20 protein-coding genes are annotated in these 23,735 nt (G+C 33.1%); 8 read left to right on the forward strand and 12 right to left on the reverse strand.

All coding sequences use genetic code 11. From position 1 onward, the window contains the following. Positions 1-38 precede the first annotated feature (38 nt). The 6 genes from MY490_RS18560 to MY490_RS18585 are packed head-to-tail and all read left to right on the forward strand — an operon-like array spanning position 39 to position 3,900. Positions 39-653, forward strand: coding sequence for a thiamine phosphate synthase (locus MY490_RS18560; protein WP_248266994.1), 615 nt, complete (start codon positions 39-41; stop codon positions 651-653). Beyond that, complete coding sequence (thiO, locus tag MY490_RS18565; RefSeq protein ID WP_248266995.1) at positions 637-1,728, forward strand: glycine oxidase ThiO; 1,092 nt, start codon at positions 637-639, stop codon at positions 1,726-1,728. Before MY490_RS18560 ends, thiO begins: the two co-directional genes overlap by 17 nt. A 26-nt stretch (positions 1,729-1,754) precedes the next feature. Further along, positions 1,755-1,958, forward strand: a complete 204-nt coding sequence (gene thiS, locus MY490_RS18570; RefSeq protein ID WP_248266996.1) for a sulfur carrier protein ThiS — start codon at positions 1,755-1,757, stop codon at positions 1,956-1,958. Between the two features lie 2 nt (positions 1,959-1,960). Beyond that, the gene (locus MY490_RS18575; protein WP_248266997.1) at positions 1,961-2,728 is read left to right on the forward strand and encodes a thiazole synthase; all 768 of its coding nucleotides are present in this window, start codon (positions 1,961-1,963) and stop codon (positions 2,726-2,728) included. Next, on the forward strand, positions 2,725-3,732 hold the full coding sequence (locus MY490_RS18580; protein ID WP_248266998.1) for a ThiF family adenylyltransferase: 1,008 nt from the start codon (positions 2,725-2,727) through the stop codon (positions 3,730-3,732). The genes MY490_RS18575 and MY490_RS18580 overlap by 4 nt, the downstream gene beginning before the upstream one ends. Further along, positions 3,733-3,900, forward strand: a complete 168-nt coding sequence (locus MY490_RS18585) for a hypothetical protein (RefSeq protein ID WP_248266999.1) — start codon at positions 3,733-3,735, stop codon at positions 3,898-3,900. A gap of 84 nt (positions 3,901-3,984) precedes the next feature. Here the strand turns inward: MY490_RS18585 and MY490_RS18590 are convergent, their stop codons facing one another. From MY490_RS18590 to MY490_RS18605, 4 genes are all read right to left on the reverse strand, one after another. Continuing rightward, positions 3,985-4,806 carry a hypothetical protein gene (locus MY490_RS18590; protein ID WP_248267000.1) on the reverse strand — a complete coding sequence of 274 codons (822 nt, stop codon included), beginning with the start codon at positions 4,804-4,806 and terminating at the stop codon, positions 3,985-3,987. 77 nt (positions 4,807-4,883) lie between these two features. After that, positions 4,884-5,084 carry a cation transporter gene (locus tag MY490_RS18595; RefSeq protein ID WP_248267001.1) on the reverse strand — a complete coding sequence of 67 codons (201 nt, stop codon included), beginning with the start codon at positions 5,082-5,084 and terminating at the stop codon, positions 4,884-4,886. A 12-nt stretch (positions 5,085-5,096) separates the two neighbouring features. Further along, the gene (locus MY490_RS18600) at positions 5,097-7,490 is read right to left on the reverse strand and encodes a heavy metal translocating P-type ATPase (RefSeq protein WP_248267002.1); all 2,394 of its coding nucleotides are present in this window, start codon (positions 7,488-7,490) and stop codon (positions 5,097-5,099) included. Positions 7,491-7,505: 15 nt separating this feature from the next. Continuing rightward, a complete protein-coding gene (locus MY490_RS18605; RefSeq protein WP_248267003.1) occupies positions 7,506-7,805 on the reverse strand; it encodes a metal-sensing transcriptional repressor in 300 nt (99 codons plus the stop codon). Positions 7,806-8,052: 247 nt separating this feature from the next. Between MY490_RS18605 and MY490_RS18610 the strand changes: the two genes are divergently transcribed. Next, positions 8,053-8,604, forward strand: a complete 552-nt coding sequence (locus MY490_RS18610) for a hypothetical protein (RefSeq protein WP_248267004.1) — start codon at positions 8,053-8,055, stop codon at positions 8,602-8,604. Positions 8,605-8,882: 278 nt separating this feature from the next. Here the strand turns inward: MY490_RS18610 and MY490_RS18615 are convergent, their stop codons facing one another. The 3 genes from MY490_RS18615 to MY490_RS18625 form a co-directional block, all read right to left on the reverse strand. Further along, the gene (locus MY490_RS18615; RefSeq protein ID WP_248267005.1) at positions 8,883-13,019 is read right to left on the reverse strand and encodes a S8 family serine peptidase; all 4,137 of its coding nucleotides are present in this window, start codon (positions 13,017-13,019) and stop codon (positions 8,883-8,885) included. Between the two features lie 516 nt (positions 13,020-13,535). Then, positions 13,536-15,200 (reverse strand): acyl-CoA dehydrogenase family protein, encoded by a 1,665-nt coding sequence (locus tag MY490_RS18620; RefSeq protein WP_248267006.1) that lies wholly within the window; start codon positions 15,198-15,200, stop codon positions 13,536-13,538. A 31-nt stretch (positions 15,201-15,231) separates the two neighbouring features. Continuing rightward, on the reverse strand, positions 15,232-15,609 hold the full coding sequence (locus MY490_RS18625) for a MerR family transcriptional regulator (protein WP_248267007.1): 378 nt from the start codon (positions 15,607-15,609) through the stop codon (positions 15,232-15,234). Positions 15,610-15,857: 248 nt separating this feature from the next. Between MY490_RS18625 and poxB the strand changes: the two genes are divergently transcribed. Further along, positions 15,858-17,594 (forward strand): ubiquinone-dependent pyruvate dehydrogenase, encoded by a 1,737-nt coding sequence (gene poxB, locus MY490_RS18630; RefSeq protein ID WP_248267008.1) that lies wholly within the window; start codon positions 15,858-15,860, stop codon positions 17,592-17,594. A 156-nt stretch (positions 17,595-17,750) separates the two neighbouring features. Here the strand turns inward: poxB and MY490_RS18635 are convergent, their stop codons facing one another. From MY490_RS18635 to MY490_RS18655, 5 genes are all read right to left on the reverse strand, one after another. After that, a complete protein-coding gene (locus MY490_RS18635) occupies positions 17,751-18,434 on the reverse strand; it encodes an ABC transporter ATP-binding protein (protein WP_248267009.1) in 684 nt (227 codons plus the stop codon). After that, on the reverse strand, positions 18,434-19,519 hold the full coding sequence (locus tag MY490_RS18640; RefSeq protein WP_248267010.1) for an ABC transporter permease: 1,086 nt from the start codon (positions 19,517-19,519) through the stop codon (positions 18,434-18,436). The genes MY490_RS18635 and MY490_RS18640 overlap by 1 nt, the downstream gene beginning before the upstream one ends. Positions 19,520-19,642: 123 nt before the next feature. Beyond that, complete coding sequence (locus MY490_RS18645) at positions 19,643-21,031, reverse strand: sensor histidine kinase (RefSeq protein ID WP_248267011.1); 1,389 nt, start codon at positions 21,029-21,031, stop codon at positions 19,643-19,645. Continuing rightward, complete coding sequence (locus MY490_RS18650) at positions 21,028-21,705, reverse strand: response regulator transcription factor (protein ID WP_248267012.1); 678 nt, start codon at positions 21,703-21,705, stop codon at positions 21,028-21,030. The genes MY490_RS18645 and MY490_RS18650 overlap by 4 nt, the downstream gene beginning before the upstream one ends. 624 nt (positions 21,706-22,329) lie before the next feature. Further along, complete coding sequence (locus MY490_RS18655) at positions 22,330-23,589, reverse strand: helix-turn-helix domain-containing protein (RefSeq protein WP_248267013.1); 1,260 nt, start codon at positions 23,587-23,589, stop codon at positions 22,330-22,332. Positions 23,590-23,735 lie beyond the last annotated feature (146 nt).

Raw genomic sequence — 23,735 nt, forward strand, 5'->3', positions numbered from 1 at the left:
TTGTTGAAAAAATTTTCATAGTGAAAGAGGCTGGGAAAATGGAACTTATTGCAATTACAGATGATCAGCACTCAGTCGAAGTACTTGCTACAAAAATAATTCAAATAATCGATGCTGTCGACTATGTACATATTCGCGAAAAATCGAAAACGGCAATCGAGCTACTATCACTTTTAAATCTACTAAAAATAAACAAAGTAGATATGAAAAAAATTGTTTTAAATGATCGATTAGATATAGCTATTTTCTCTAACCTATCAAATATTCACTTGCCAGGACATGGTCTACCACTTGTTGATGTAAAAGAATATTTTCCTAATTTACGAGTAGGAAAGTCAGTTCACTCACTTACTGAAGCAATACAGGCAGAAAATGATAAAGCTGACTATATTATGTATGGTCATTGTTTTGAAACAGAGTGTAAAAATGGATTAACACCTAATGGAATTGAACTAATTCCAGAAATGAAAAAAACGTTAACTATACCAATCTATGCAGTCGGGGGAATATTACCTGAACATATCCACGTTCTAAAAGAGAACAAAATTGATGGTATAGCTGTAATGTCTGGCATATTTTCTGCCCGAAATCCCCTAGAAGCTGCGCTGCAATATTTTGAAAGGTGCAAATTCGCTTATGAACAAGAAATTTGATGTTGTAGTAATTGGTGGTGGAATAATAGGTTGTTCCATTTCTTATTATCTAGCAAAAGAAAACATTCATGTCGCAGTTCTTGAAGGACAGCAGGTTGGTCAGAAAACAACTAAGGCAGCTGCTGGAATGCTTGGCGCGCATTCCGAATGGGATCATTCCGAGTCATTTTTTTCTTTTGCTAGAAACAGTCAATTAACTTATTTTCACCTTCAGGAAGAATTAAAAGAATTATGTGGAATTGATATTGAACTTAAAAAAGGTGGCATTTTCAAACTAGCTTATACAGATTTAGAAAAAAAACAATTAACTCCCCTACTCACTCAAACTTCATCACTTTGGTCTAACCAGGAGGAGCTAAAAAAACAGATACCTGGCATCCATCCAAACATAATTGGAGCAGCTTATATTGAAGACGACGTGAATGTGTTGCCTGTTTCTGTCTGTAACGCGTTTTGCAAAGCTGCTCAAATTTTAGGTGCATCTATTTTTGAATATACACATGTATTTCAGATTCAAAAAATTGATTCACATTATTTAGTTAAAACAACAAATGGCGATTTTGAAGCAAAAACCATTGTAGTTGCAAGTGGCGTTTGGAGTAATTCATTGTTTGGACAGCTTGGATTACATCACGAAATTATTCCCGTTAAAGGTGAATGCATCTCAGTCAAAAGTGAAAAAGTTGCATTAAAGCATACTCTCTTCCATGAACAAAATTATATTGTTCCAAGGAATGACGGCCGCCTTGTTATCGGAGCTACGATGATTGATAACGAATGGAATGAGAACCCTAGCTTAAAAGGGATTGAGTCATTAATAAAAAGCGCTAAAAAAATGCTTCCCGAAATTGAAGACATGAAAATTGATTCATTTTGGGCAGGATTACGACCGCGAACTCTCGACTATAACCCTTTTATTGGAACTCATCCAGAAGAAGATCAAATCTTATTTGCGACCGGCCATTTTCGAAATGGGATATTGCTTGCACCAGCAACTGGAAAATTAATTCGAGATTTGATCCTTAAACGGGAAGTCGATCGTAACTGGATTGAAGCATTTAAAATCAATCGTTAATTTTAAGCCTTTGGAGGTGTAAGCAGTTGGAAATAAGGTTAAACGGAAAGAATATCGATATTTCGAGCAAAAACTATACAATTCAGGATCTGCTTAATGAATATCAATTAGAAAATCGAATTGTTATTGTCGAAGTTAATAAAGAAATTATTTACAAGGAACAGTATTCGATAACTCATCTCTCTAACGGAGATTCTGTAGAATTAATACATTTTGTAGGTGGTGGCTAATCATGTTAAAAGTAGGAAATCATACGTTTCATTCAAGATTATTATTAGGAACAGGAAAATACCCTTCATTTGAAGTCCAGAAAGAAGCTGTTGAAGTATCGGAAGCCGATATCCTAACTTTTGCTGTTAGAAGAATGAATATTTTTGAGGAATCTCAGCCAAATTTTCTTGAACAATTAGATCTAACGAAATATAAATTATTGCCGAATACAGCTGGTGCAAAAACTGCTGAAGAGGCAGTTAGAATAGCAAGATTGGCAAAAGCGTCAGGCTTGTGCGATATGATCAAGGTAGAAGTAATTGGGTGTGATAAATCATTATTACCCGATCCAATTGAAACATTGAAGGCATCAGAAATGTTATTAAACGAAGGCTTTATTGTATTACCTTATATTTCCGATGATGTTGTGCTAGCAAGAAGACTAGAAGAACTTGGTGTACATGCGATTATGCCAGGTGCATCTCCAATCGGTTCCGGAAAAGGAATTATTAATCCATTAAATCTTAAATTCATCATTGAGCAAACGAATGTACCTGTTATAGTAGATGCCGGAATCGGGTCACCAAAGGATGCAGCTTTTGCAATGGAGCTAGGTGCTGATGGAGTTCTTTTAAATACTGCGGTTTCTAATGCGAAAGATCCTGTAAAAATGGCAGTTGCAATGAAGCTTGCTATTGAAGCAGGAAGGCTTGGTTATGAGGCTGGAAGAATTGAAGAAAAAAATTATGGTGTAGCTAGTAGCCCAATCACAGGGTTGGTGAATTCTTGACAAACCGTTATGCAAAACAAGAATTATTTTTAGGAAGAGATCGTCAATTAAACTTACAAAAAGCCAGTGCTATTATTATTGGTGTTGGTGCACTAGGCTCATCAATAGCAGAAATGCTTGTAAGAGCAGGCATTGGAAATATAACAATTGTTGATCGTGATTACGTTGAATGGACTAATTTACAAAGGCAATCTCTTTATACTGAAGAAGATGCTAGAAATAAACTACCTAAAGTAATTGCAGCTAAAAATCGACTTCAACAAATTAATAGTGAAGTATTGATTACTAGTTTAATAAAAGATATTACTAGTCTTAATATTGAAGAGTTGATTAAAGGTCAAACAATCATACTAGATGCAACAGATAATTTTGAAACTAGAATGGTTGTGAATGATGCAGCAATTAAGCATGGGATTCCTTTTATTTTTGGTGCGTGTGTTGGAAGCTATGGCCTCTCGTTTCCAATTATTCCAGGAAAAACTCCTTGTCTTAACTGTTTATTAAATCATATACCAACTTTAAATATGACTTGCGATACAGTAGGAGTAATTAGTCCAATTGTGCAAATGATTGCTGCCTACCAAGTAACCTATGCCATGCAATATCTTACTAATTATGAACTTTTACCAATCTTACAATCGATTGATGTTTGGAAGCATGAAAAGTCTGAGATAAACATCGAGAAATTAAAAAATAAAAATTGTTTAACATGTGGCTCTATAAGAAGTTACCCATTTTTAAAAGATGATGACCATATGAAGTCATATGTTTTATGTGGAAGAGATGCAGTCCAACTAAGAGTATCATCTTCTAAAACCCCAACACTAACTAACCTGTCTGAAAGATTACAAGGGTTAGTAAATGATTTGATTGTAAATCCTTATTTATTGTCATGTACTTATGAAGATCATCGCATTGTTTTATTTAAAGACGGTCGAGCGATCATTCACGGTACAAAGGAACCATCTGTTGCTAAGGAACTCTATCACAAAGTTTTAGGTTGAATGACTTTTTTACAACAATATTTTAACAGAGTTTTAGTCGTTGGAACATTCGTTTCAATTGCATGGGCACATGAAACTAAATACTTATCACTTAACGATGCTAGTAAGACTGATGGTTTAAAAAAACCAAATAGTCATCCAGCAGATATTAAGCCGAATATCTTATAAAACAATTAATATGTAAATATATAACTTTAAGAAAATATAAAAAAGCAGGAAAACAAAGGGTTTCCTGCTTTTTATCTGTTTAATTTATGGCACATCTACAACAAATGGTACTATAAACACATCTCCATTTTGTTTAAACTGTCCCCATATTTTATATAATCCTTTTTTAGGAAAACTAGTCATAAACTCTGCGTCAGGTCCACTTGACTTTTCATTCATTGGATGGACATGTAAGTAAGTATTCGTATCACCACTAATCGCAACAACATGACCAATAGCACCCAAATAAGGCTGTAAATCAGTAATACCTTTTTTGGTTTTAGCATCCTTAATCGTAAATGTCATTTTAACTTCATTCTTTGTCGTCAATTTATCAAATTTTAAAGTAACCTCCTTTCCATCAATTACTTTTGTTAATACTCTATCTGGTATTAGTGAAACTGGTTTAGCTTGCTCACCTGACACTTGTACTAGTTTTGTTTTTACATTTTTATCAGAGCCCTCAGGTATAAAATCTGCAAATAATTTATATTCACCACCACTTGGAAAATCCGGTGTGACTGTAAATAACCCCTTACCTTTGTATACTGGGTGCAAATGGTCAAAATATGATAAATCCTTACTTACAACAATTAAATGCATTAATTTTTCGTGCTCGAACTCAAATTTATTTACTGTTTTCCCCATCAAATCATTAACTTGAATGTTTAGATTTACTTTCTTACCACTTTCAGGATTACTGTTAAACGTAAATTGTACCTTTGTTGAATCCTTTTCTTCTTTTGTTTCATGATTCATACTTTCATGATTCATACTTTCATGAGTAGAAGCTGTATGGGACATATTTCCACATCCACTTAAACCAATAACTGTAACAAAACTAAGTAACAACAATAAGTATTTCATCTAATTCTCTCCCCAGTCTCGCATTTTTTCCAAATAAAAAGCGAACCATTAGTTCGCCTTTTATTTTTTTGCTAAGATTAAACGATATCGTAACCTTGATCTTCAATAGCCTCTTTCACTTTCTCAATTGTTTCAGCGTTTGAAGTTTTGAATGTTACTTCTTTATTTTCTAAACTTACAATTATATTATTTGTACCAGCCACTCCTTCTACCGCTTTCATAACTGCAGCTTTGCAGTGTCCACATGTCATACCTTCTACTTTTAAAATTGTTTCCATTTCTAAATCCTCCTATATTTTTATGCGTTTTAATCGTAATGCATTTATGACAACCGATACAGAGCTAAATGCCATTGCAGCACCTGCAATCCAAGGCTGCAACAACCCTAAAGCTGCAATCGGTATACCTAAACTGTTATAAAATAACGCCCAAAATAAATTTTGGCGAATATTATTCATTGTTTTCTTACTTAAGCTAATAGCTTTCGGAATATGTGATAAGTCGCCACCTACTAGCGTAACATCCGCTGTTTCAATCGCTACATCTGCACCAGTACCGATTGCCATACCAATATCAGCTATAGCAAGAGCTGGAGCATCATTAATCCCATCTCCAACCATCGCAACAATTTTCCCTTGTTTTTGTAGTTCAGTAACTATATCTGCTTTTTTCTCTGGTAGAACTTCAGCAAATACATTTTCAATCCCAACTTGATCTGCAATCGCTTTTGCTGTGTGTTTATTATCACCGGTTACCATAAAAACCTCTATTTTTAAATCCTTTAATGCGTTTATCGCATTTCTTGAAGATTCTTTAATTGTATCGGCTACAGCAATAATCCCTTCAAGCTTCTCGTCAATTGCTACTAACATTCCTGTCTTGCCGGCAGATTCAAATGCGATTAATTGTTCATCTACTGAAGAAAAATCGATATTCTTTTCATTCATTAACCTTCGAGTACCGATATATACCTTTTTATTTTCGATCATGGCTTCTACTCCATGTCCAGGTACGGCAATAAACTCAGTAAGAACAGTTAGTTGCAATTCCTGTTTAAGAGCGTATTGAACAATTGCTTGTGCTAAAGGATGCTCTGACATTTTCTCTACACTTGCTACCAGCTTCAATAAATCCTCTCGATGATTTAAATTAATAATATCTGTTACTTCAGGCTTTCCTTTTGTAACAGTTCCTGTTTTATCAAGAATGATTGTATTAATTTTTTGGGTAGTTTCTAAAAATTCTCCGCCTTTGTATAAAATCCCATTTTCCGCACCTTTTCCACTTCCAACCATAATCGAAGTTGGTGTAGCAAGTCCTAAAGCACAAGGACATGCTATGACTAAAACAGCTATTGCTACTTCAATTGATTTAGGTAAATTTTGTGGATCGACTACAAAAAACCAAATGATAAATGTTAATATAGCTATGCCAATTACAATTGGAACAAATATATTCGAAATTCGATCAGCTAATCTTTGAATTGGAGCTTTTGAACCTTGTGCCTCTTCAACTATTTTCACAATATTTGCTAATGCCGTATCCTTACCAACCTTCTCAGCACGTATTATTAAAATACCATTTCCATTAACCGTTGCTCCAACAACTTTATCATCAGCCTTTTTATCAACAGGTAAAGACTCACCTGTAATCATTGATTCATCAACTGTAGATACTCCCGAAACAATGACACCGTCCACTGGAATTTTCTCACCTGGTTTAACTAGTAGTAGATCTCCAACTTTTACAGCTTCCAATGGTACATAAACTTCATTTCCATTTTCTAATAAAATTGCTTCCTTAGCTTGTAATTCCATTAGTTTTGATATTGCTTCAGTCGTTTTCCCTTTAGCAATATGCTCAAAATATTTTCCAAGCAAAACTAATGTTATTAAAACCGCACTTGTCTCAAAATATAGATGCGGCATATACATACCATTATTGATTGTCTTAATCGACTCAACTAAGCTATAAAAATAAGCAGCCGATGTTCCAAGTACGACGAGCACATCCATATTTGCACTATAATTTCGTATTGCTTTAAAAGCTCCTACATAAAAATGCCAACCAATAATAAATTGAACAGGAGTTGCAAACAATAATTGAAACCATGGATTCATTAATAAATGTGGCATCCAAATATTTGTACTCAACGGAAGATGAGATACCATCGAATACAATAGTGGAAGTGAAAGTAAGATTGAAATGATTAATTGAATCAGTTTGTTTCTTGTTGTGTCTTTTTCTTTAACTGCATTTTCTTCTTTTATAGTTGCTGCATAACCGATGTGACTAATTTTATCGATTATGGATTGGGCTGAGCGTACTTCAGGTAAATATGAAATCGTTGCTATATTCATAGCTAGATTAACATTGATTTGAACGATTCCATCCATTTTCCCTATTACCTTTTCGATTCGAGCTGAACAAGCAGCACATGTCATTCCTTCAATATTTAACGTAACTTTTTCAACTGCAACCTCATAACCAATCGTATGGATTTTATCTATTAAATCAGAAGTTTGATATTGTCCTTTATCATAGATAATAGTAGCTTTTTCTAATGCTAGATTCACATTTGCTTTCAAGCCATCCATTCGATTTAAGCTTTTTTCGATTCGGGTTGCACATGCGGCGCAAGTCATACCCTCTATACCAAGGGTTAACTGCTTTGCATCATTCATTCTAATCACCCCCCTTTACTTTACGTAACGCTTAATAACCTCCATTAATTCAGTTACCGATTCTTCGCCATTGTTTTCTTTAACTGCCTTAACCATACAATGATTTGCATGTCTTTCAATCAATGAGAAACTTACCTTTTTCATAGCAGCTTCCACTGCCATAATTTGCGTCAAAATATCTATACAATATCGGTCCTCTTCGACCATTTTTTGAATACCTCTTACTTGCCCCTCTATTCTACGAAGACGCTTCATTAAATCATTAATTTCGTCTTCACTTCTTGGAACCATTTGATCATCATGGCAATTTTCCATTTTATCACCTCACCATTATTATATACTCATAGGGGGTATAGGTGTAAATTTTTTTTCACCTTAAGAAAAAATAAATTGGCAAAGAGGAATCGTACTCGACGTGGTAGCCAATTTTAGGAATAAAGTATAAGTGCAACTACACCTCTGACTTCACCTAAAGGCTTGTCAGTCGACGAGTTTTCTTTATTCTATTTATTTTAAGTTGTCCATATGATGATAAAAAGCAAATAGTTAGGGGGTATCATATATGTTCACCAGTTGGGTATGTATTTGCATTATGCTCTTAATAACAATCATTTCGATCCAACTCAAACCAACAAAAAATGACCAGATGCATCAAATGATGTATATGATGATGATCAGTATGACTACTGGTTTAACAATAGGTGTACTCATTACGCTTTCTAATCACCAACAATTTTTCCATTCTTTACTCATTTCGATGGGCGCATCTGCACTCATTGGATTATGTATCGGCTTTCGATTACATTTCCTTGCACTTCTTGAGGGGATCTTTACTGGAATGATGGCCGGTATGATGGGGAGCATGATCGTCGTTATGATTTCAATATCAGAAGCACATGCTTTATTATTAATTTGTTTATTATTATTAACTTGTTCAGCCATATTTTGTTCTACTATGTTTTTAAGTCAGCGATTCCCAAAACTACTATCATCATTCTTTCCAGTAATTATTATTTCTAGCCTGCTGCTCATCTTAACTGTGTTTTATTCTTTTACTCATTTTGGAACTACTCCTGTTTCACAGAGTTATAATATTAACCTACTGAAAAAGTAGAAAGAAACACTCCGGACTAAAATGTCCCCTATAGAATAGAAACTTAAAAAAGTCTACTCGATACAGTACTTTTTCTTATCATTAGGAAAACGAGATCGGGAAAATTTGAGGATGAGTAATAAAAAATTCACTGAGAAAGGCATCTAATTCCAAAAATCAGTATGTGAAAACGGTTAGTTCGAAAAGAATCATTTACATCGATGAATTTAAGCGTATTTTTATTTAAGAATATGAGAAGGAAAAAAGCCTGTCCAAAATATGAACAGGCTTTTACAAGTTTATTGCAATTCTAATTGACTCTTAATTGATTCTAAAGTACTTCCTTTATAATTTTTAACTGGTTTTGGTGGTGATGGAACCCAAGGATTTTTCATTAGGTAATTCATTTCAACGAATGCAAGATCTTTTGCATCAACCTTTCCATCGAAGTTGATATCTGCACTACGTTCATTTGTTCCCCAATCTTTCTGAATTGCTAATGCATCTTTTATATCGATTACATCGTCTTTATTTACATCTCCAGCAGTAGCACTTTCTATACCTACTGTAAAGAATGTACCGTACACTTCGTCATCTATACCAAAGTAACAGTTGATTCTTGAATTTCGGTTTGTAAAATGACCTGGTATATCTTGGATTAATGTATAATCATCTTTTGATGGATCAATTCCAGTAATATCAAATAACCCATTTTTAGCGACTAGATTTGATTTTACTACTTTTCCATTTTTATCAATGACTGTTAAAGTTGCCGAAATATTTGAGTAATCTTTTAAATAGTCATAATTACCTTTTTCATCTAAAAATCCTTGAGCTTTAATATAACCTTGTAATTCAGTTATATTATTTAAGATTGTTATTGGCGAAACGTTTGAAAAAACATTAGTTGATACATTATTTTTATCGGTAAATTGTGAAGTAAAATTAAATGAGCTAAATGAATAAGCATTTTTCGGATTTAATTGCTTAGGAATTTCAATTGTTAAATCAACCATTGGTAAATCACCATCTACTCCAGAAGTTCCGTTAAAGTTAACAGTAACATCTGATGAAGTTGTATCTCCTGATGAAGTTTGTTTAACATCTAGTGTTCCACCTAGTTTTTGTGCAGCGGGATTTAATGAAATTTTCGTAATTTTTGTCCCTGGAGTATCTGAGAACTTATAGTTTGCCTTTGCTAGCTTACTCACATTATTTGCATTTAATGTCATCGTAAAAGTTTCACCTGGTTTGACAAGAGCTCTACTAAATTTTGTCGGTTTATTTGCCTCAACAGAAACATATGGTGTATGTTCATTTACAAAATAATATTGCTTTTGAAGATAGCCATTTGTTGCTTCGTCCATCCCTTCAAATTTAACACTTAAAACTTGCTGCTTAGGCAACATCGCAATTTCGTCGGATGTTTTACCATCTTTATCTAGTGTCATGTTACCATTTGGTAACCAAGCGTTGTAAGTATAATAAATTTGATTTTGGGATTGATCTGCAGATATACCTGCTGCTCGCTTTACTTCAACATTATCATCTGTAATTTGAGCTGTTACACCTAATGTGTCCTGACCATCTTTATACTCAACAATTTGTTTACCCGGTACTTCACCCTCTACATTTATATTCCATTTTGGTTTTGTACCATCCACAAATAAATCTTGACTGATCGTATATTGATTTCCATTATCATCTGTACCAATCATTTTTAATACATATTGCCCGGCTTTTGGAAAAACAACATGTTCCCTGTTTGTATCAATTGGATTATTCGGATCATTTGTAAATGGATAGTAATATCCCATATAAACGTAAAGTGGAATATCTACACCTTCATTGAATGCTACTCCATCATACGAATTAATTACTCCTAGATCTTTACCAGTTTTTGGATCTGAAATAACAACGTCAATTGATCTCATATGTGATTTTAAGGCTATATAACCAACATTCATACGATTCCATCTTTGACTACTCTGAATAAGGGACTCAGGCACTGATTGTTTATACAATTTAAAGTAATTAAATCCTTGCTCAACAAAATGAACACCAAAAGGAATTCGATATGATTCAGAAGGATCATCTTTGTTTGTATACACGACATACCCTTCATATATTCCTTTTTCAGCCGTATTAGGAATATTTAATGTAATAGCTGTTTTCTTTTGGCTATTTCCTTTTAATGTTACTGTCGATGGAGTTTGAACAGTTACACCATTGGCAGCAGCATCCTTTGAACCACGTAAGTTTGATTGATAATTAACTTTTACATCAAATGTTTTTGATTTTTCTCCTCTATTCATCAAAGTAATTGAACGGTTATCAGAATAGTCTTTGCCATTAAATGGTACATTTCCGAAGCTAAGTGCTCCTGTTTCTTCATTAATTTGTTTTTCTCTTCCATATAAAATCATTGGTGTTTTTTCTTGCACTTTAATTTCAATCGTTGAATGAATTGCATGATATGGATCAATTCTTCCTGCACCTTGTTCAAATACACTGTATTGCTTACTTAAAGAATCAGCAGTATTCATTAATATCGCTTTAATATCTTCGGTTTGTAAATTAGGATTAGCTTGTTTTAATAATGCTACAACACCTGTAGTAAATGGGGTAGCCATAGATGTACCTGACAAACGCTGATATGCATTTTTATAATCAGTTGGATTATCTGGATTATTAATAAAACTTGGTACTGTTGATAATACGCTCACACCTGGGGCTGTAATTTCTGGTTTAATATCATAAGTTAATCTTGCAGGTCCTCTTGAACTGAAGTCAGCTAACGTATCGCCCTGTGTTTTCGCTTCACCAATATCAGTAAATGTAAAGTTAACAGATCCTGATTGTAGCTTTTGCTTCAAAGCAAGACCATCTGAGTTAGATAACGAGAACGTTGGAATGAAATTGACACCATCGCCTAAGAAAGTTGGAATTTGGCCTTCAGTTGGATTATCATTATACATCAGAACTGCCACTGCGCCTTGTGATTTAGCAACCGCAATTTTTGAATCTAATGTATACGTTCCACGACTCATTAGGACAATTTTACCTTTTACATCTTTGCCAGAATATGCTTCTCCTAGATTTACGTCTACAACCGAATTCGTTGCACCTTTTAATTTTGAAACATCATCCCCAGCACCTTTTGCCATCAAAAGTAAAGATGCAGTTACATTGTCAATTGATCCTTTTCCACCAAGTGTCGTAATAGGAACACTACTCGCACCTACTGTTAATCCTAGAGCTGCCGTTCCTGGTGAACCTAACGTATACATCTTATTTCCTGCATTTCCAGCAGCAACTACTGCTGATATACCATTTAATACTGCATTATTAATTGCAATACTTTGAGGAATTAGTGGGTCATTATAATCTGCACCTAATGAAAGATTCATAACATCTACACCATCAGCAACTGCTTGGTCAATACCAGCAATGATATTATCAGTTGAACCGCTACCACCTGGTCCTAATACACGATATACATAAAGATCTGCATCTGGTGCAATACCAGTTGTTGCATCTTCACTTTCATTTTTGCCTTGCCCTACAATTGTACCGGATACGTGAGTACCATGTTCTGTTACGTAATTAGCTGCGCCAGTTGCTCCAAAAGGTTTACCCGCTTTTACATAATCATCATAAGTAGTTTCCATTGGATCATTGTCATTATCTACGAAATCGTATCCACCTTTATAGGCAGCTTTAATATCTGGATGATTATAATCAACACCTGTATCAATAACAGCTACTTTTACTCCTTTACCTGTATAGCCTTCTTGATGTAATTTATCAATTTGTAAGTAAGAACGCTCATCTGCCATTCCTTTACCTGTTGAATTTGTTGATGAATCTTTTTCTTCAACCGGAAGCTCCGATTTTACTTTTACATCGCTATAAATAGCTTGTACAGCTGTTGATTTCATTAAATCATTTAATTTATTTGCAGGGACTTCTAACGCTACCCCGTTAAAGGCATGTTTATATTCACGTTTTATTTTATATGAACCATCAGATTTTGTTTTAAATAAAGAACTAATGTCTGATTTAAACTTAGTATGATCTGCATTCGCATTACTTGCTGCTTCTGATTCTGATAAAGCTTGTCCTTTTAATGCGCTTTCTAATACAGCAATTTTCTGTGGTTTTTGTTTAAATGAAACAATTACTGAAACAGTTTCTGGACTATTTAGATTTACATTTGAATTAAGAAAAAGTCCTGTTTGATCAGTCGTTGAAATCTTTTGTAAAGCTTCCCTTTGTTGAGGAGTTAATTTAGCTAAAACAGTTTCTGCATTTGAGACAGCATCAGCCTTCGTTACATTCGAAACATGACTTAAAGAACTTAAAATAAAACTAGTAGATAATGCAGCTACTGTAAGGCTTTTTACAATTTTACTTTTGTTTGTTCTCTTTAACATACTCTTCCTCCATTTATAGTAAGATTCGCAAAATGAAGTTATTAACTGTAGAGGAGTTTTGAATCTAAAATTCTAGCTTTTCTATTCTATAATCCGTCAACATAATAACCACCTTTCATTACTAATTATTGGAAATATTCCAAAAATAGTCAATCGGGTTATATTTAGTTGAATACATCAATGTTTATAATTCCTATATGCACATTTCGACAAAGATCGATATAAAATGTTACCCGAATAGTAGACACTATAAAAATGTCTATTAGTCGGGTAACATTTCAATTTTTTATTCCCCATCTTTTGATTATTTTTTTCTTAATGTGTTGCTTCATTCGATTATTAGGTGGTTACTTGCTTATTACCTTTTACCATTAATTGTTATATAAAGTTAGTCAAAATAATTTTAATGACATAATTCACCTGTCTATATTAATCACTTCGTACTTTTACATTTCAGAATTTACTCTAGCACATTCAACCGAGACAAAAAAACAAAAACTTGTCTAATGTTTAATTTCATTTATTGATTGAAACCTTATACCCAACAATTTCATCAAAATACTTTAAATGAATTTGTTCTTTATTAATATCATCTTTAAAATATCGTTCATGGATCAATATTTTTGCAATGTACTCTTTTCGAATATGATCTTTCGCATCTTCAAGCGCAGTAACAGCTTCAACTAAATCTGCCATTTTATTTGCTATTTTCTTTACATTATATGTTTGAATATTGCCATCTAAAGTAGCTGTATAATGAACAATTTCATTTAATTCCTGTAGCTTTTTCTTTACGAGATCACTTTCATTTACTAATGTTTGAGGTGTATCTACTAATTTTTCTTCAATATATGTTTTAAAGACTTGATAACCATTCATTTTTTTAAATAGTCTCAAAATCTCTAAACCTAAAATATTCGCTGTTCCTTCCCAGACTGTAAGTACTTGAGCATCTCTTAAAAGTCGAGGTGTAACAAAATCTTCTATATAGCCATTTCCTCCATGCATTTCAATCGCTTCGTGGGAGAAGTGAATTGCTTCCTCGGCGGTACGCATTTTTAATATAGCAATCAATAGCCTTACTAATGTTTGATCCTCGGTTGTTCCATTTTCTTCCCCAACCACTCGATCATATAAGGCCACTAAATTAAATACTGCACTTGTTTGTACTTCCTGAATGGATGCAAGTTTTGCTAATAACTCCTGTACCATTGGAAAATTTGTTAATAATTGTCCAAATGCTAATCTATTTTCTGCATATTTCTTCGCTTCCACATAGGCTCTTCTCATAATTCCAACTGATGCTACAGCATTACATATTCTAGATAAATTCAATGCTTCCATCATATAGTTAATTCCTCTAGAAGGATCTCCGATTAGAAATGCTTTCGCTCCATTAAACTCGACTTCTCCTGATGGAACAGCCCTTACACCTAGCTTATCTTTTAAGCGACGAATCGTGAATCCGTTATTTGTACCGTCATCATTCTTCCAAGGCACTAAAAATAAACTTAAACCTTTACTCCCAGACGGCGCTCCCTCAATTCTTGCTAAAATCGTTGTAATACCACACTGACCTGCATTGCTAGCAAAATATTTTTCTCCATAAATGCGATAATAATCTCCTTCTTTAACTGCTTTTACTATATTGGCTCCAACATCTGAACCACCCTGTCTTTCAGTTAAAAAAGTTGCTCCTTCATATAATTCGATTTCTCCTGTCGATAATAAATGGGGGAGATATTTTTCTTTTAATCCTTTATCCGCATATCTTTCAACTAAAAACGTAGCAGCCATTGATAATGTTACTGGACAATAAAAACCAGCTTCAGTCTGTGATAATAAATAACCTTGCGCATAGGAATAAATATAATTCCCCTTTATACCAAGTTCTGGAATTGGCTTATGAATATAGCTAACAATCCCTCTATTATAAGTATCTTTTACAGTATGCTTATAACCTTCATTTACCCAAACATGTGAAATATCATTACCATATGCATCATATTTGATTAGACGAGGTTGTCCTTCTCGGTCTGTGCGAATTGCACGTTGATCAATTTCATTCGCACACAGCTCGCCAAATTCTTCTAATTCTTTATTAGCCCATGTAAAAAAATCTTTATTAAAATATTTTCCTAAAATCATTTGTAGATTACGATCTTCTTTATAAAAATTCATTAAGGCTTCCACATCCTTTTTCGGAAGTATTTCATTCGATTTCTACTAAATTTCGCTCAAGATTTCTCTTCATTCTCACAATTTCTTCTTTTAATCGAATTAAATCGTTAATTTTTTTATCTAACTCGACGATTTTTTGATTACCATATTCAATTGTTTTTTGTAATTGTTTTTCACCTGTTCGATCGATAGTAAATAAATCAATCATTTCTTTTATTTCCTGCAAATTAAAGCCTAAATTTTTACCCCTTTGAATTAAATAAAGACGTGTAAAATCTTTATGAGAATACCTTCTTCTACCACTTTCAGTATAAGTTGGGTGTAATAATCCGATTTCTTCATAATATCTAAGGGTTCTATGAGTCGTATTAAATTCATTCGTCATCTCTCGAATCGAATAAAACTTCAAAATGCCCTCCTCCTTCTAGCTATACATTCATTATAAATCTTACGTAAACGTAAGTTTCAAGATGGATTCCTTCGACAAAAAATTCGAGGTTAAGAGATTTTTAAAGTATTTAATTCTTAATGCCTCCTACTTTTCCTGCCTTTTTTTGGTATAACGTTTTGAATTTCTGCAAAGCATAAATTTATCTGTAGCCTAAGGCTTATTAAATTCAATAGTTCCTAATAACAGTGAACTAGAAGGAGAATACAATGAGGAAAACAATTGCAGATTTACTGATTGATTCATTGATTCAGGCAGGAGTTACTAGAATTTACGGTATTGTTGGCGATTCTTTAAATGCTGTTTTGGATTCAATTAAAAACTCAAAAAGAATTGAATGGATCGGCGTTCGCCATGAAGAGGTTGCAGCTTTTGCTGCGGGTTCTGATTCTTTATTAAGTGGAAGTATCGCAGTTTGTGCTGGAAGCAGTGGCCCTGGGAACCTACATTTGATTAATGGATTATACGATTGTCATCGAAGTCGTATTCCTGTACTTGCAATTGCCGCACATATCCCAAGCATTGAAATTGGAAGCGAATATTTTCAACAAACTAAACCAGAGCAATTATTTAAAGAGTGCAGCCACTTTTGTGAAACAGTCTATAGAGCAGAACAAATGCCTCGTCTAGCAACGATTGCGATGCAGCATGCAATTGCAAGAAAAGGTGTATCTGTACTTGTTTTACCTGGAGATATTGCTGCTTTAGAAGATCGACAAACTGTCCCAGAACAAGTCATTCACGTCACTAATCCACTAATTACTCCATCGAAGCCTGAATTAGAAAAACTAGCTGGATTTCTTAATGATGGTAAGAAAGTTACATTACTTTGCGGAGCAGGCTGTGAAGGTGCACATTCTCATTTAATGCTTCTTTGCGAAAAGTTAAAATCTCCTATGGTAATTGCGCTTAGAGGAAAAGAATTCCTTGAATACGATAATCCATATAATGCTGGGCTAACCGGATTAATTGGCTACTCATCAGGATATCACGCGATCATGGATTGCGATGTCTTATTGATGCTTGGAACAGATTTTCCTTATCGACAATTTTATCCGGACGATGCAGTTATTTTACAAGTAGATGTTCGAGCTGAGCATTTAGGACGACGAGCTGCACTTACTTATGGACTATGTGGTGATGTAAAAGAGACAATTAGTCAGTTATTACCTCTCTTAACAGATGTAAAAGATTCAAGTCATTTAGAAAAGTATGTCTCAGCATACAAAAATGTACGTGAAGATTTAGATAAATTTGCTGTAGGAAAACCCGGCCGAACACCGATTCACCCTCAGTATTTAACAAAGATTGTAAGTGATCTTGCAAGTGAAGATGCTGTATTTACATGTGATGTCGGTACGCCAACATTATGGTCTGCACGATATTTACAAATGAATGGAAAAAGAAGATTACTTGGATCTTTTAATCACGGAACAATGGCAAATGCCATGCCTCAAGCAATTGGTGCTCAAGTTTCCCAACCTGGACGTCAAGTAGTCGCATTATGCGGAGATGGTGGCTTATCAATGTTATTGGGTGATTTATTAACAATCCATCAGCATAAATTACCTGTAAAAATAGTTGTATTTAATAATAGTGCGCTAAGTTTTGTAGAATTAGAAATGAAAGCTGCTGGTTACCTAGAAACTGGTACAACGTTAGAAAACCCTAACTTTGCATCATTAGCTCAAGCGATGGGGATTGAAGGAATTCGTGTAGAAGACCCAGCTGATTTAGAATCCGCTGTACAACGTGCGTTTGAACACAATGGACCGGCATTAATCGATGTTTTAGTAAACCGCCAGGAACTAGCAATGCCTCCTAAAGTAAGTATTGAACAAGCACATGGATTTACACTTTGGACATTAAAAGCTGTATTAAATGGTCATGCTGATGATGTAATTGATCTTGCTAAAACGAATCTTTTAGATCGATTCCATCTATAATTAATGAACCCGTTCGATCTGAACGGGTTCTTTTGTATATTTAGAAAAAATTCCATACTCATAACAGCTTCATTAATCACTAAAATAGCTCGTTGTTCTAAATTACTTTCTCATAAACAAGATGAAAAGAACCCGTTCATTTAAACGGGCTCTTCCTTAAATTTGTTCAGTAAGTTTTCCATTTTCAATATAAACAACACGGTCACACAAGTCTAGCATCCTTTTATCATGAGTAACCATGATCGCAGCTTTTTGTCTTTGCTTTACTTCTTTAGATAGCATTTCAACTACTGCTCTTCCTCTTTCTGAATCGAGACTAGCTGTAGGTTCATCCGCAAAGATTACTTCTGGGTCATTCATTAGTGCTCGTGCAATGGCTACTCGTTGTCTCTCTCCACCTGATAAATTTTCTGGGTAGTTTCTCATTCTCTTTGATAATCCTAATTGTTCGAGCAGTTCATTCGCTTTCTTCTCTGCAACTTTGTTTTTTATTCCAGCTAATTCGGCTATTAATAGAAGCTGATCTTTAACTGTTAAATACGGGATTAAATTAGACATTTGAAAAATAAATCCGATTTTGGATAATCTAAATTCATTCAATTTATTTGCTGGGAGATTACTTATTTCAATATCATCTATTAAAATTCTCCCACTAGTCGGAGATAGTAATGCTCCGGCTATTGAAAGGAAGGTACTTTTACCTGAACCAGACGGACCTACAACTGCTACTAGTTCACCGGCTTTTACTTGAATAGAAACTTGATCTAATACGGTTGTTGCTAAAGAATCTCCGTCATTATATGTTTTGCTAATATTATCTAACACTAGTTTATTACTCATTAAAAAGCCCTCCCTATTGCTTCAATCGCATCAATTTTTACTACTTTTAATAAAGAGATTAACGAGCCGACTATTGCTACAAATAGGAATAATAATGAACTTCCGATGATTAAATGAGCATCAAATACAAAAGGTAAGCTTGCTGGTAATACTTTAGATAATCCAAATGTGATTGAAATACTTATCATTAGACTTAATAGTGTAAGTGTTAAAACTTGAAAAATAATATTCTTAGCTAAATAACTAGTTTTTGAGCCAATTGCTTTTAGCACACCAAATTGATTGATTTTTTGAATCGTAATGATATAGAAAAAGACTGCTAGCACAAATGCTCCGATAAAGAATAGAAAAACAATCATCATTAGTAAAGAACCCTGTTCTTCTTTATAACCAGGTATGCCTTTTAATGCCTGATTTTTATTAATTACTTCTACTCCTGAGACTTTTTCACTTACCTTTTTGGCCGTACTTTCGTTTGTTTTTAATGCAATTGTATTAAATGAATTCTTACTATTTACCAGCGACCACTCTTTGTAATTCATATGGATAACCGGTGCGTGACTATATGATTGATTCTCGGTAAAACCTACAACTTTAAATTCTTTACCCGAGATTTGATCTGAAATATTGTCCCCAAGCTTGATTCCTTTTTCTTTCAAAGAAATATCTCCTACAACTTCATTCTTTGTTGAATTATTAATCATTTCTCCTTCAATTACCTTTGGAGCTGCTAAACCATTCACATCAATTCCAAATAAGGTAGCATCAATTTTTTTAGATGTTCCATCCTTTAGAAACGTAGTCATTTGAACTCCTAAAGTAGTGGCATTTTTCTCATCAACAAATTTTTGAACTTCATTTATTTGATTTTCCGATAATATTGAATGATTAATTTGTTTACCCGATTCTTTTTGTAAAACAAAATAGTTTGGGGTCATACTATCAATAGAAGAAGCATTATCAAAAGATAATCCTTTCGCTAATCCTGAAACGAATAATACTAGGAATGATATAAGGATCATGATTAGACTAATTAATAAAAAACGTAATTTTGCGTGCTTAAATTCCCTTAATGCAAGAAACACCTGTCATTCATCTCCTTTAATATACTAAATTTTAAAGAGTGTAAAAAATAGAATCACTCTTTGTAATTTAAAGTATAGGAATGTTAGATGAACAACAGGTGAACAGTCGATTACAATTATAAATCAGGACTCTTTGATATTAGGTATGGATAGATGAAAATTAGTTCCTTCGCCTACTTTACTGCTTACTTCTATATGCCCATTATGTAATTCAATGATTTGTTTAACAATCGCTAAACCTAAGCCACTACTGGATTCCTTTCGATTTCGTGCTTTATCAGCAATAAAAAATCGATTAAATATTTGTTCCAGATCTTTTTCGGATATGCCAATTCCGGTATCTTGAAATTCAATTTGAACAGACTCTTCATTACTACTCAGTTTTATTGAGATTGCCCCACCTTCATGATTAAATTTAATGCTATTCGTCATTAGGTTTGTCCAAACTTGATGCAGTAAATTCTTATCAGCATACACAAAAGTTTGTGGTAATTCCAAATCAATGGCCAACTCTTTGTTTCTCCAACTCCATTCAGTTGTAAAAACTACTTGTTTAATTTGTTCGGCAACATCAAAAGTTGATTTTTGCAGAATACTTTCTTCTTTATCCAATGAAGCTAACGTTAATAATTGTTTACTTAACAAGGACATTCTTTTACTTTCTTCCTCTATTATTGATAAGTAATGATTCTTTTGCTCTTCGGTTAATTTTTCAGTTTGAAGCGACTGCGAAAAACCTTGTATTGATGCAAGTGGTGATTGAATTTCATGAGATACATTTGAAACAAACTCCTGACGCATTGCTTCAATTTGTCCTAATCTTTGTGACATGTGCGAAAAGTGATTAGCAAGTTTTCCTATTTCGTCTTGGCGTTTAATTTGTAATTGAACATTATATTTTCCTTCAGCAATTTTTTTAGTTGCTTCAGTTAATTTAATAATCGGTTTTACAATATATCTTGTACTAACTAGAACTAATACGATACTTAATACAATTGTCAGTAAGAGGAGAATGGAAAAAAGTATCCGCAATTCACCAAATTGAAGCTGGACATTAGGACGCATAAAAAGAGCTAAATGATGATTACTTGAATTTATAGGAACACCCACTGTATTACTTAAAGTATTATCAAAAAAACCAGTCACAAATAATGATGTTGGAAATTCGGCAATGCCATGGTAGACCTTCCCCTTTAAAACAGAATCAATCACTTTAGACCCTAGTTTTTTTTCTCTAAAAGAACCACCATAATAGGATTGATTTCCTTGTTGATCTACTAATAAAATTTGATAACCCAATTTACTAATACTTTTTAAGTAATTCCTTATATCAATATCATTATTTTCTTCATAAAAAGTACCAACGTCTAAAGCCATTTTAGTTAATTTTTTATCATTATATGGCTTTAGATTATAATGGTAATACACATTTGAAAGAAAGAAAGCCAATAAACTGCTACAAATCATTACACCGAGGATTGTAAGTACAATTCTTATGTATAAAGTTTTCACTTTTTAGTGACCTCCAATTTATAACCAACACCGCGAACGGTTTTTATACTAAAGTCATTCGTTAAACTTGAAAACCTTTCACGTAAACGTTTAATGTGAACATTTATTGTTCGATCATCACCTTCAAAATCAGCACCCCAAATTAATTGGATTAGCTCATCACGTGTAAAAATTCGATCCGGATAACTTGCCAATTGAGATAATAATTCAAATTCCTTCATAGGCAGCATAAGTAATTTTCCATTACAGTAAACTTCATAGCTTTTTCGATCGATAACGGTTTCGTTCAGTTTTATTTTTTGAGCACTAATCATATTGTATCTTCTTAACAGTGCCTTAATCCGGAATAGTATTTCTTTTGGTTCAAATGGTTTGGTCAAATAGTCATCTGTGCCTACTGCAAAACCTTTTTCTTTATCGGATAGCTCGCTTTTTGCAGTTAACAATATTACGGGAAAATCATAATACTCTCTTATTTCTTCACAAAGCTGGTATCCGTCTTTACCTGGCATCATTATATCTACAATCGCTAAATTAATTTGTTGTTGTTCAAGCAATGCAGAAGCTTCGTCTCCGTTAGCTGCTTCAAATGTAGAATAGCCTTCTGTTTGTAAATACATTTTTAGTAACTCTCTTATATGAGAATCATCATCCACAATTAAAATTCGAATCATACCCTATCCCCATTCTTTTAAATTAGTACAATTAATTAAAATATCATATCATAATTTAATTTTAATATCCTTTTTCTATTTTTCATGGGCAGAAATGAGGATGTATTATAACATGAATAAAAATATTTCTGTAATATAGTTTGTCCCCCATACATTTTTGTATTTTAGACATAATATAAATATGTAGTTTATAATGGCTGTTTTCGTAAATCTTGTTGCTCTTTAAGAAGATGACTAGCTGATTTTACTCTAGATATAGAGTAGTCAATTAGTATCTCAATATTTCACTTTTTCTGATACTCCTACAGAAACCCCACACCTTGTTTCTAATCTGTTTTTATTTACTCTGTGTTTTAAAATGATCGGTTTATAAACAACAACCATTTCGAAAAGAGTCAAACATAATAGAATTGTGTTAGAAATAGTAAAATTTGCCCCTAGATATTATTATTTCAACATAATGTAAAAAAAGTTCCTTTAAGGAACTTTTTTTACATTGAAAAACTTGTTGCCAATTAATTTTGGTAGCACTTTTAATCATTATTGATAATTTTATTTGCAGTGCAACTTTATTCTTCACACTCCTTCTTTAAAAAATAAAAGAACTGTCTAAAAAACAGTCCTTTAGTTATGTATTTTAATAACATCTATTAAGAAGTTAGACATTTCAACTGCCTTCTCAAACTCTTTTGATTTCACATAATAATCATATAACACTTTACCATATCGTTTCATGAAAATAGTATGATTCCGTGATTTAAAGTATGGAAAAGCGGTCTTTTCTATGTACTGTATATACTCTTTCATATTATTTTCAATCAAATAGATCAGTAAAGTGAAAAGAATTTGATAATGTTGATTCTTTAAATTATTCGCGATAGTTAGACCTTTTTGAGCACTATTTAATAAAGCAGATTTGCGCATTAATTTACCTTCAAATGAACTTTTAAGATAATTATTAAGTCGTTGAAGATAAATAACCGATGGCTTTTTCTCCAATTGTAATGCTGCTTTATAATATTTTTGCGCTTTTTCATAATCTTTTCTTTTAAAATATTCCAAAGCAAAGTTATTTAATAACATCCCTGTTTTATCTGGTGCATTGAGCGTTTCACTATCATGAATCAGATTCTTATATGATTGTTTCAATTTTTTAAAGTCTAAGTGCCCATCGTTGCTTGATTGTAAAAGCATTATTGATTCAGCATTTATGGCACGTAAATAATTACTTGTATCTTTAAAATATTTAAGAGCTTTTTCTGCGTATACATAAGCCATTACCTTAGAATCAACCCATCCATATGCTACTGCTAAATGATAGTAGTATTCTGGATTTCCATATTCGTTTAGATCAATCTTCTTTAAAGTTTGTATTGCTTTATGATGATTCTCTGTACTTGAATTATTGTAATTATTTAAATAATAAATTCCTATTACATGCAAAAGGAGATTTCTTTCAAAAGGAGGTAAATCTTTATAGTTTCTTTGTATACTTAGAATAATTGTATAAGTGTTTTTATAGTCGTTCTTTAAGAGATAATATCTTGCTAGCAGCAATTGATACAAAGCATCATATTTTGGCGAATTAATAAAAGGGCTTATTTCTAGCTCCTTTTTATATGAATCAACTTCCTTCATTCTTAGTTTAATGATTGCTGTATGCCAGTTTTGTAGTTTCTTTTTAAGATTTTCAAAGTTAGCAATTTCTTTTTGAATATCAATTTGTAATCGTTCAGAAAACAAGGTAATAATCTCAGATGAGTAGGAGGTATTCCCTCTTTCAATTTTTCCTACGTGCTTGGAAGAGCAGATTCCTTTTCCTAGTTCTTCTTGTGTTAGTCCGGCCTTAATACGATAAAATTTTATAACTTCTCCTTCGATCATTGATTGCTCCTCCTATCCTAAAATTTATACTAAATATACACTAGTAAAGCTTGAATTCCATCATGCTATTCACACAATTTATTAGGATATTCTAATGAAGAATTAACTACGAAATAGTATTATCTTACTAGCCTATTGAAATAATT

The organism is Gottfriedia acidiceleris (assembly GCF_023115465.1).
Taxonomy (GTDB): Bacteria; Bacillota; Bacilli; order Bacillales; family Bacillaceae_G; genus Gottfriedia; species Gottfriedia acidiceleris_B.

Coding starts and splice junctions, on each gene's coding strand:
- MY490_RS18560 (WP_248266994.1), top strand. CDS start 39: ATGGAACTTATTGCAATTACAGATGATCAGCACTCAGTCGAAGTACTT.
- thiO (WP_248266995.1), top strand. CDS start 637: ATGAACAAGAAATTTGATGTTGTAGTAATTGGTGGTGGAATAATAGGT.
- MY490_RS18575 (WP_248266997.1), top strand. CDS start 1,961: ATGTTAAAAGTAGGAAATCATACGTTTCATTCAAGATTATTATTAGGA.
- MY490_RS18585 (WP_248266999.1), top strand. CDS start 3,733: ATGACTTTTTTACAACAATATTTTAACAGAGTTTTAGTCGTTGGAACA.
- MY490_RS18590 (WP_248267000.1), bottom strand. CDS start 4,806: ATGAAATACTTATTGTTGTTACTTAGTTTTGTTACAGTTATTGGTTTA.
- MY490_RS18595 (WP_248267001.1), bottom strand. CDS start 5,084: ATGGAAACAATTTTAAAAGTAGAAGGTATGACATGTGGACACTGCAAA.
- MY490_RS18600 (WP_248267002.1), bottom strand. CDS start 7,490: ATGAATGATGCAAAGCAGTTAACCCTTGGTATAGAGGGTATGACTTGC.
- MY490_RS18605 (WP_248267003.1), bottom strand. CDS start 7,805: ATGGAAAATTGCCATGATGATCAAATGGTTCCAAGAAGTGAAGACGAA.
- MY490_RS18610 (WP_248267004.1), top strand. CDS start 8,053: ATGTTCACCAGTTGGGTATGTATTTGCATTATGCTCTTAATAACAATC.
- MY490_RS18615 (WP_248267005.1), bottom strand. CDS start 13,019: ATGTTAAAGAGAACAAACAAAAGTAAAATTGTAAAAAGCCTTACAGTA.
- MY490_RS18620 (WP_248267006.1), bottom strand. CDS start 15,200: ATGAATTTTTATAAAGAAGATCGTAATCTACAAATGATTTTAGGAAAA.
- poxB (WP_248267008.1), top strand. CDS start 15,858: ATGAGGAAAACAATTGCAGATTTACTGATTGATTCATTGATTCAGGCA.
- MY490_RS18635 (WP_248267009.1), bottom strand. CDS start 18,434: ATGAGTAATAAACTAGTGTTAGATAATATTAGCAAAACATATAATGAC.
- MY490_RS18650 (WP_248267012.1), bottom strand. CDS start 21,705: ATGATTCGAATTTTAATTGTGGATGATGATTCTCATATAAGAGAGTTA.
- MY490_RS18655 (WP_248267013.1), bottom strand. CDS start 23,589: ATGATCGAAGGAGAAGTTATAAAATTTTATCGTATTAAGGCCGGACTA.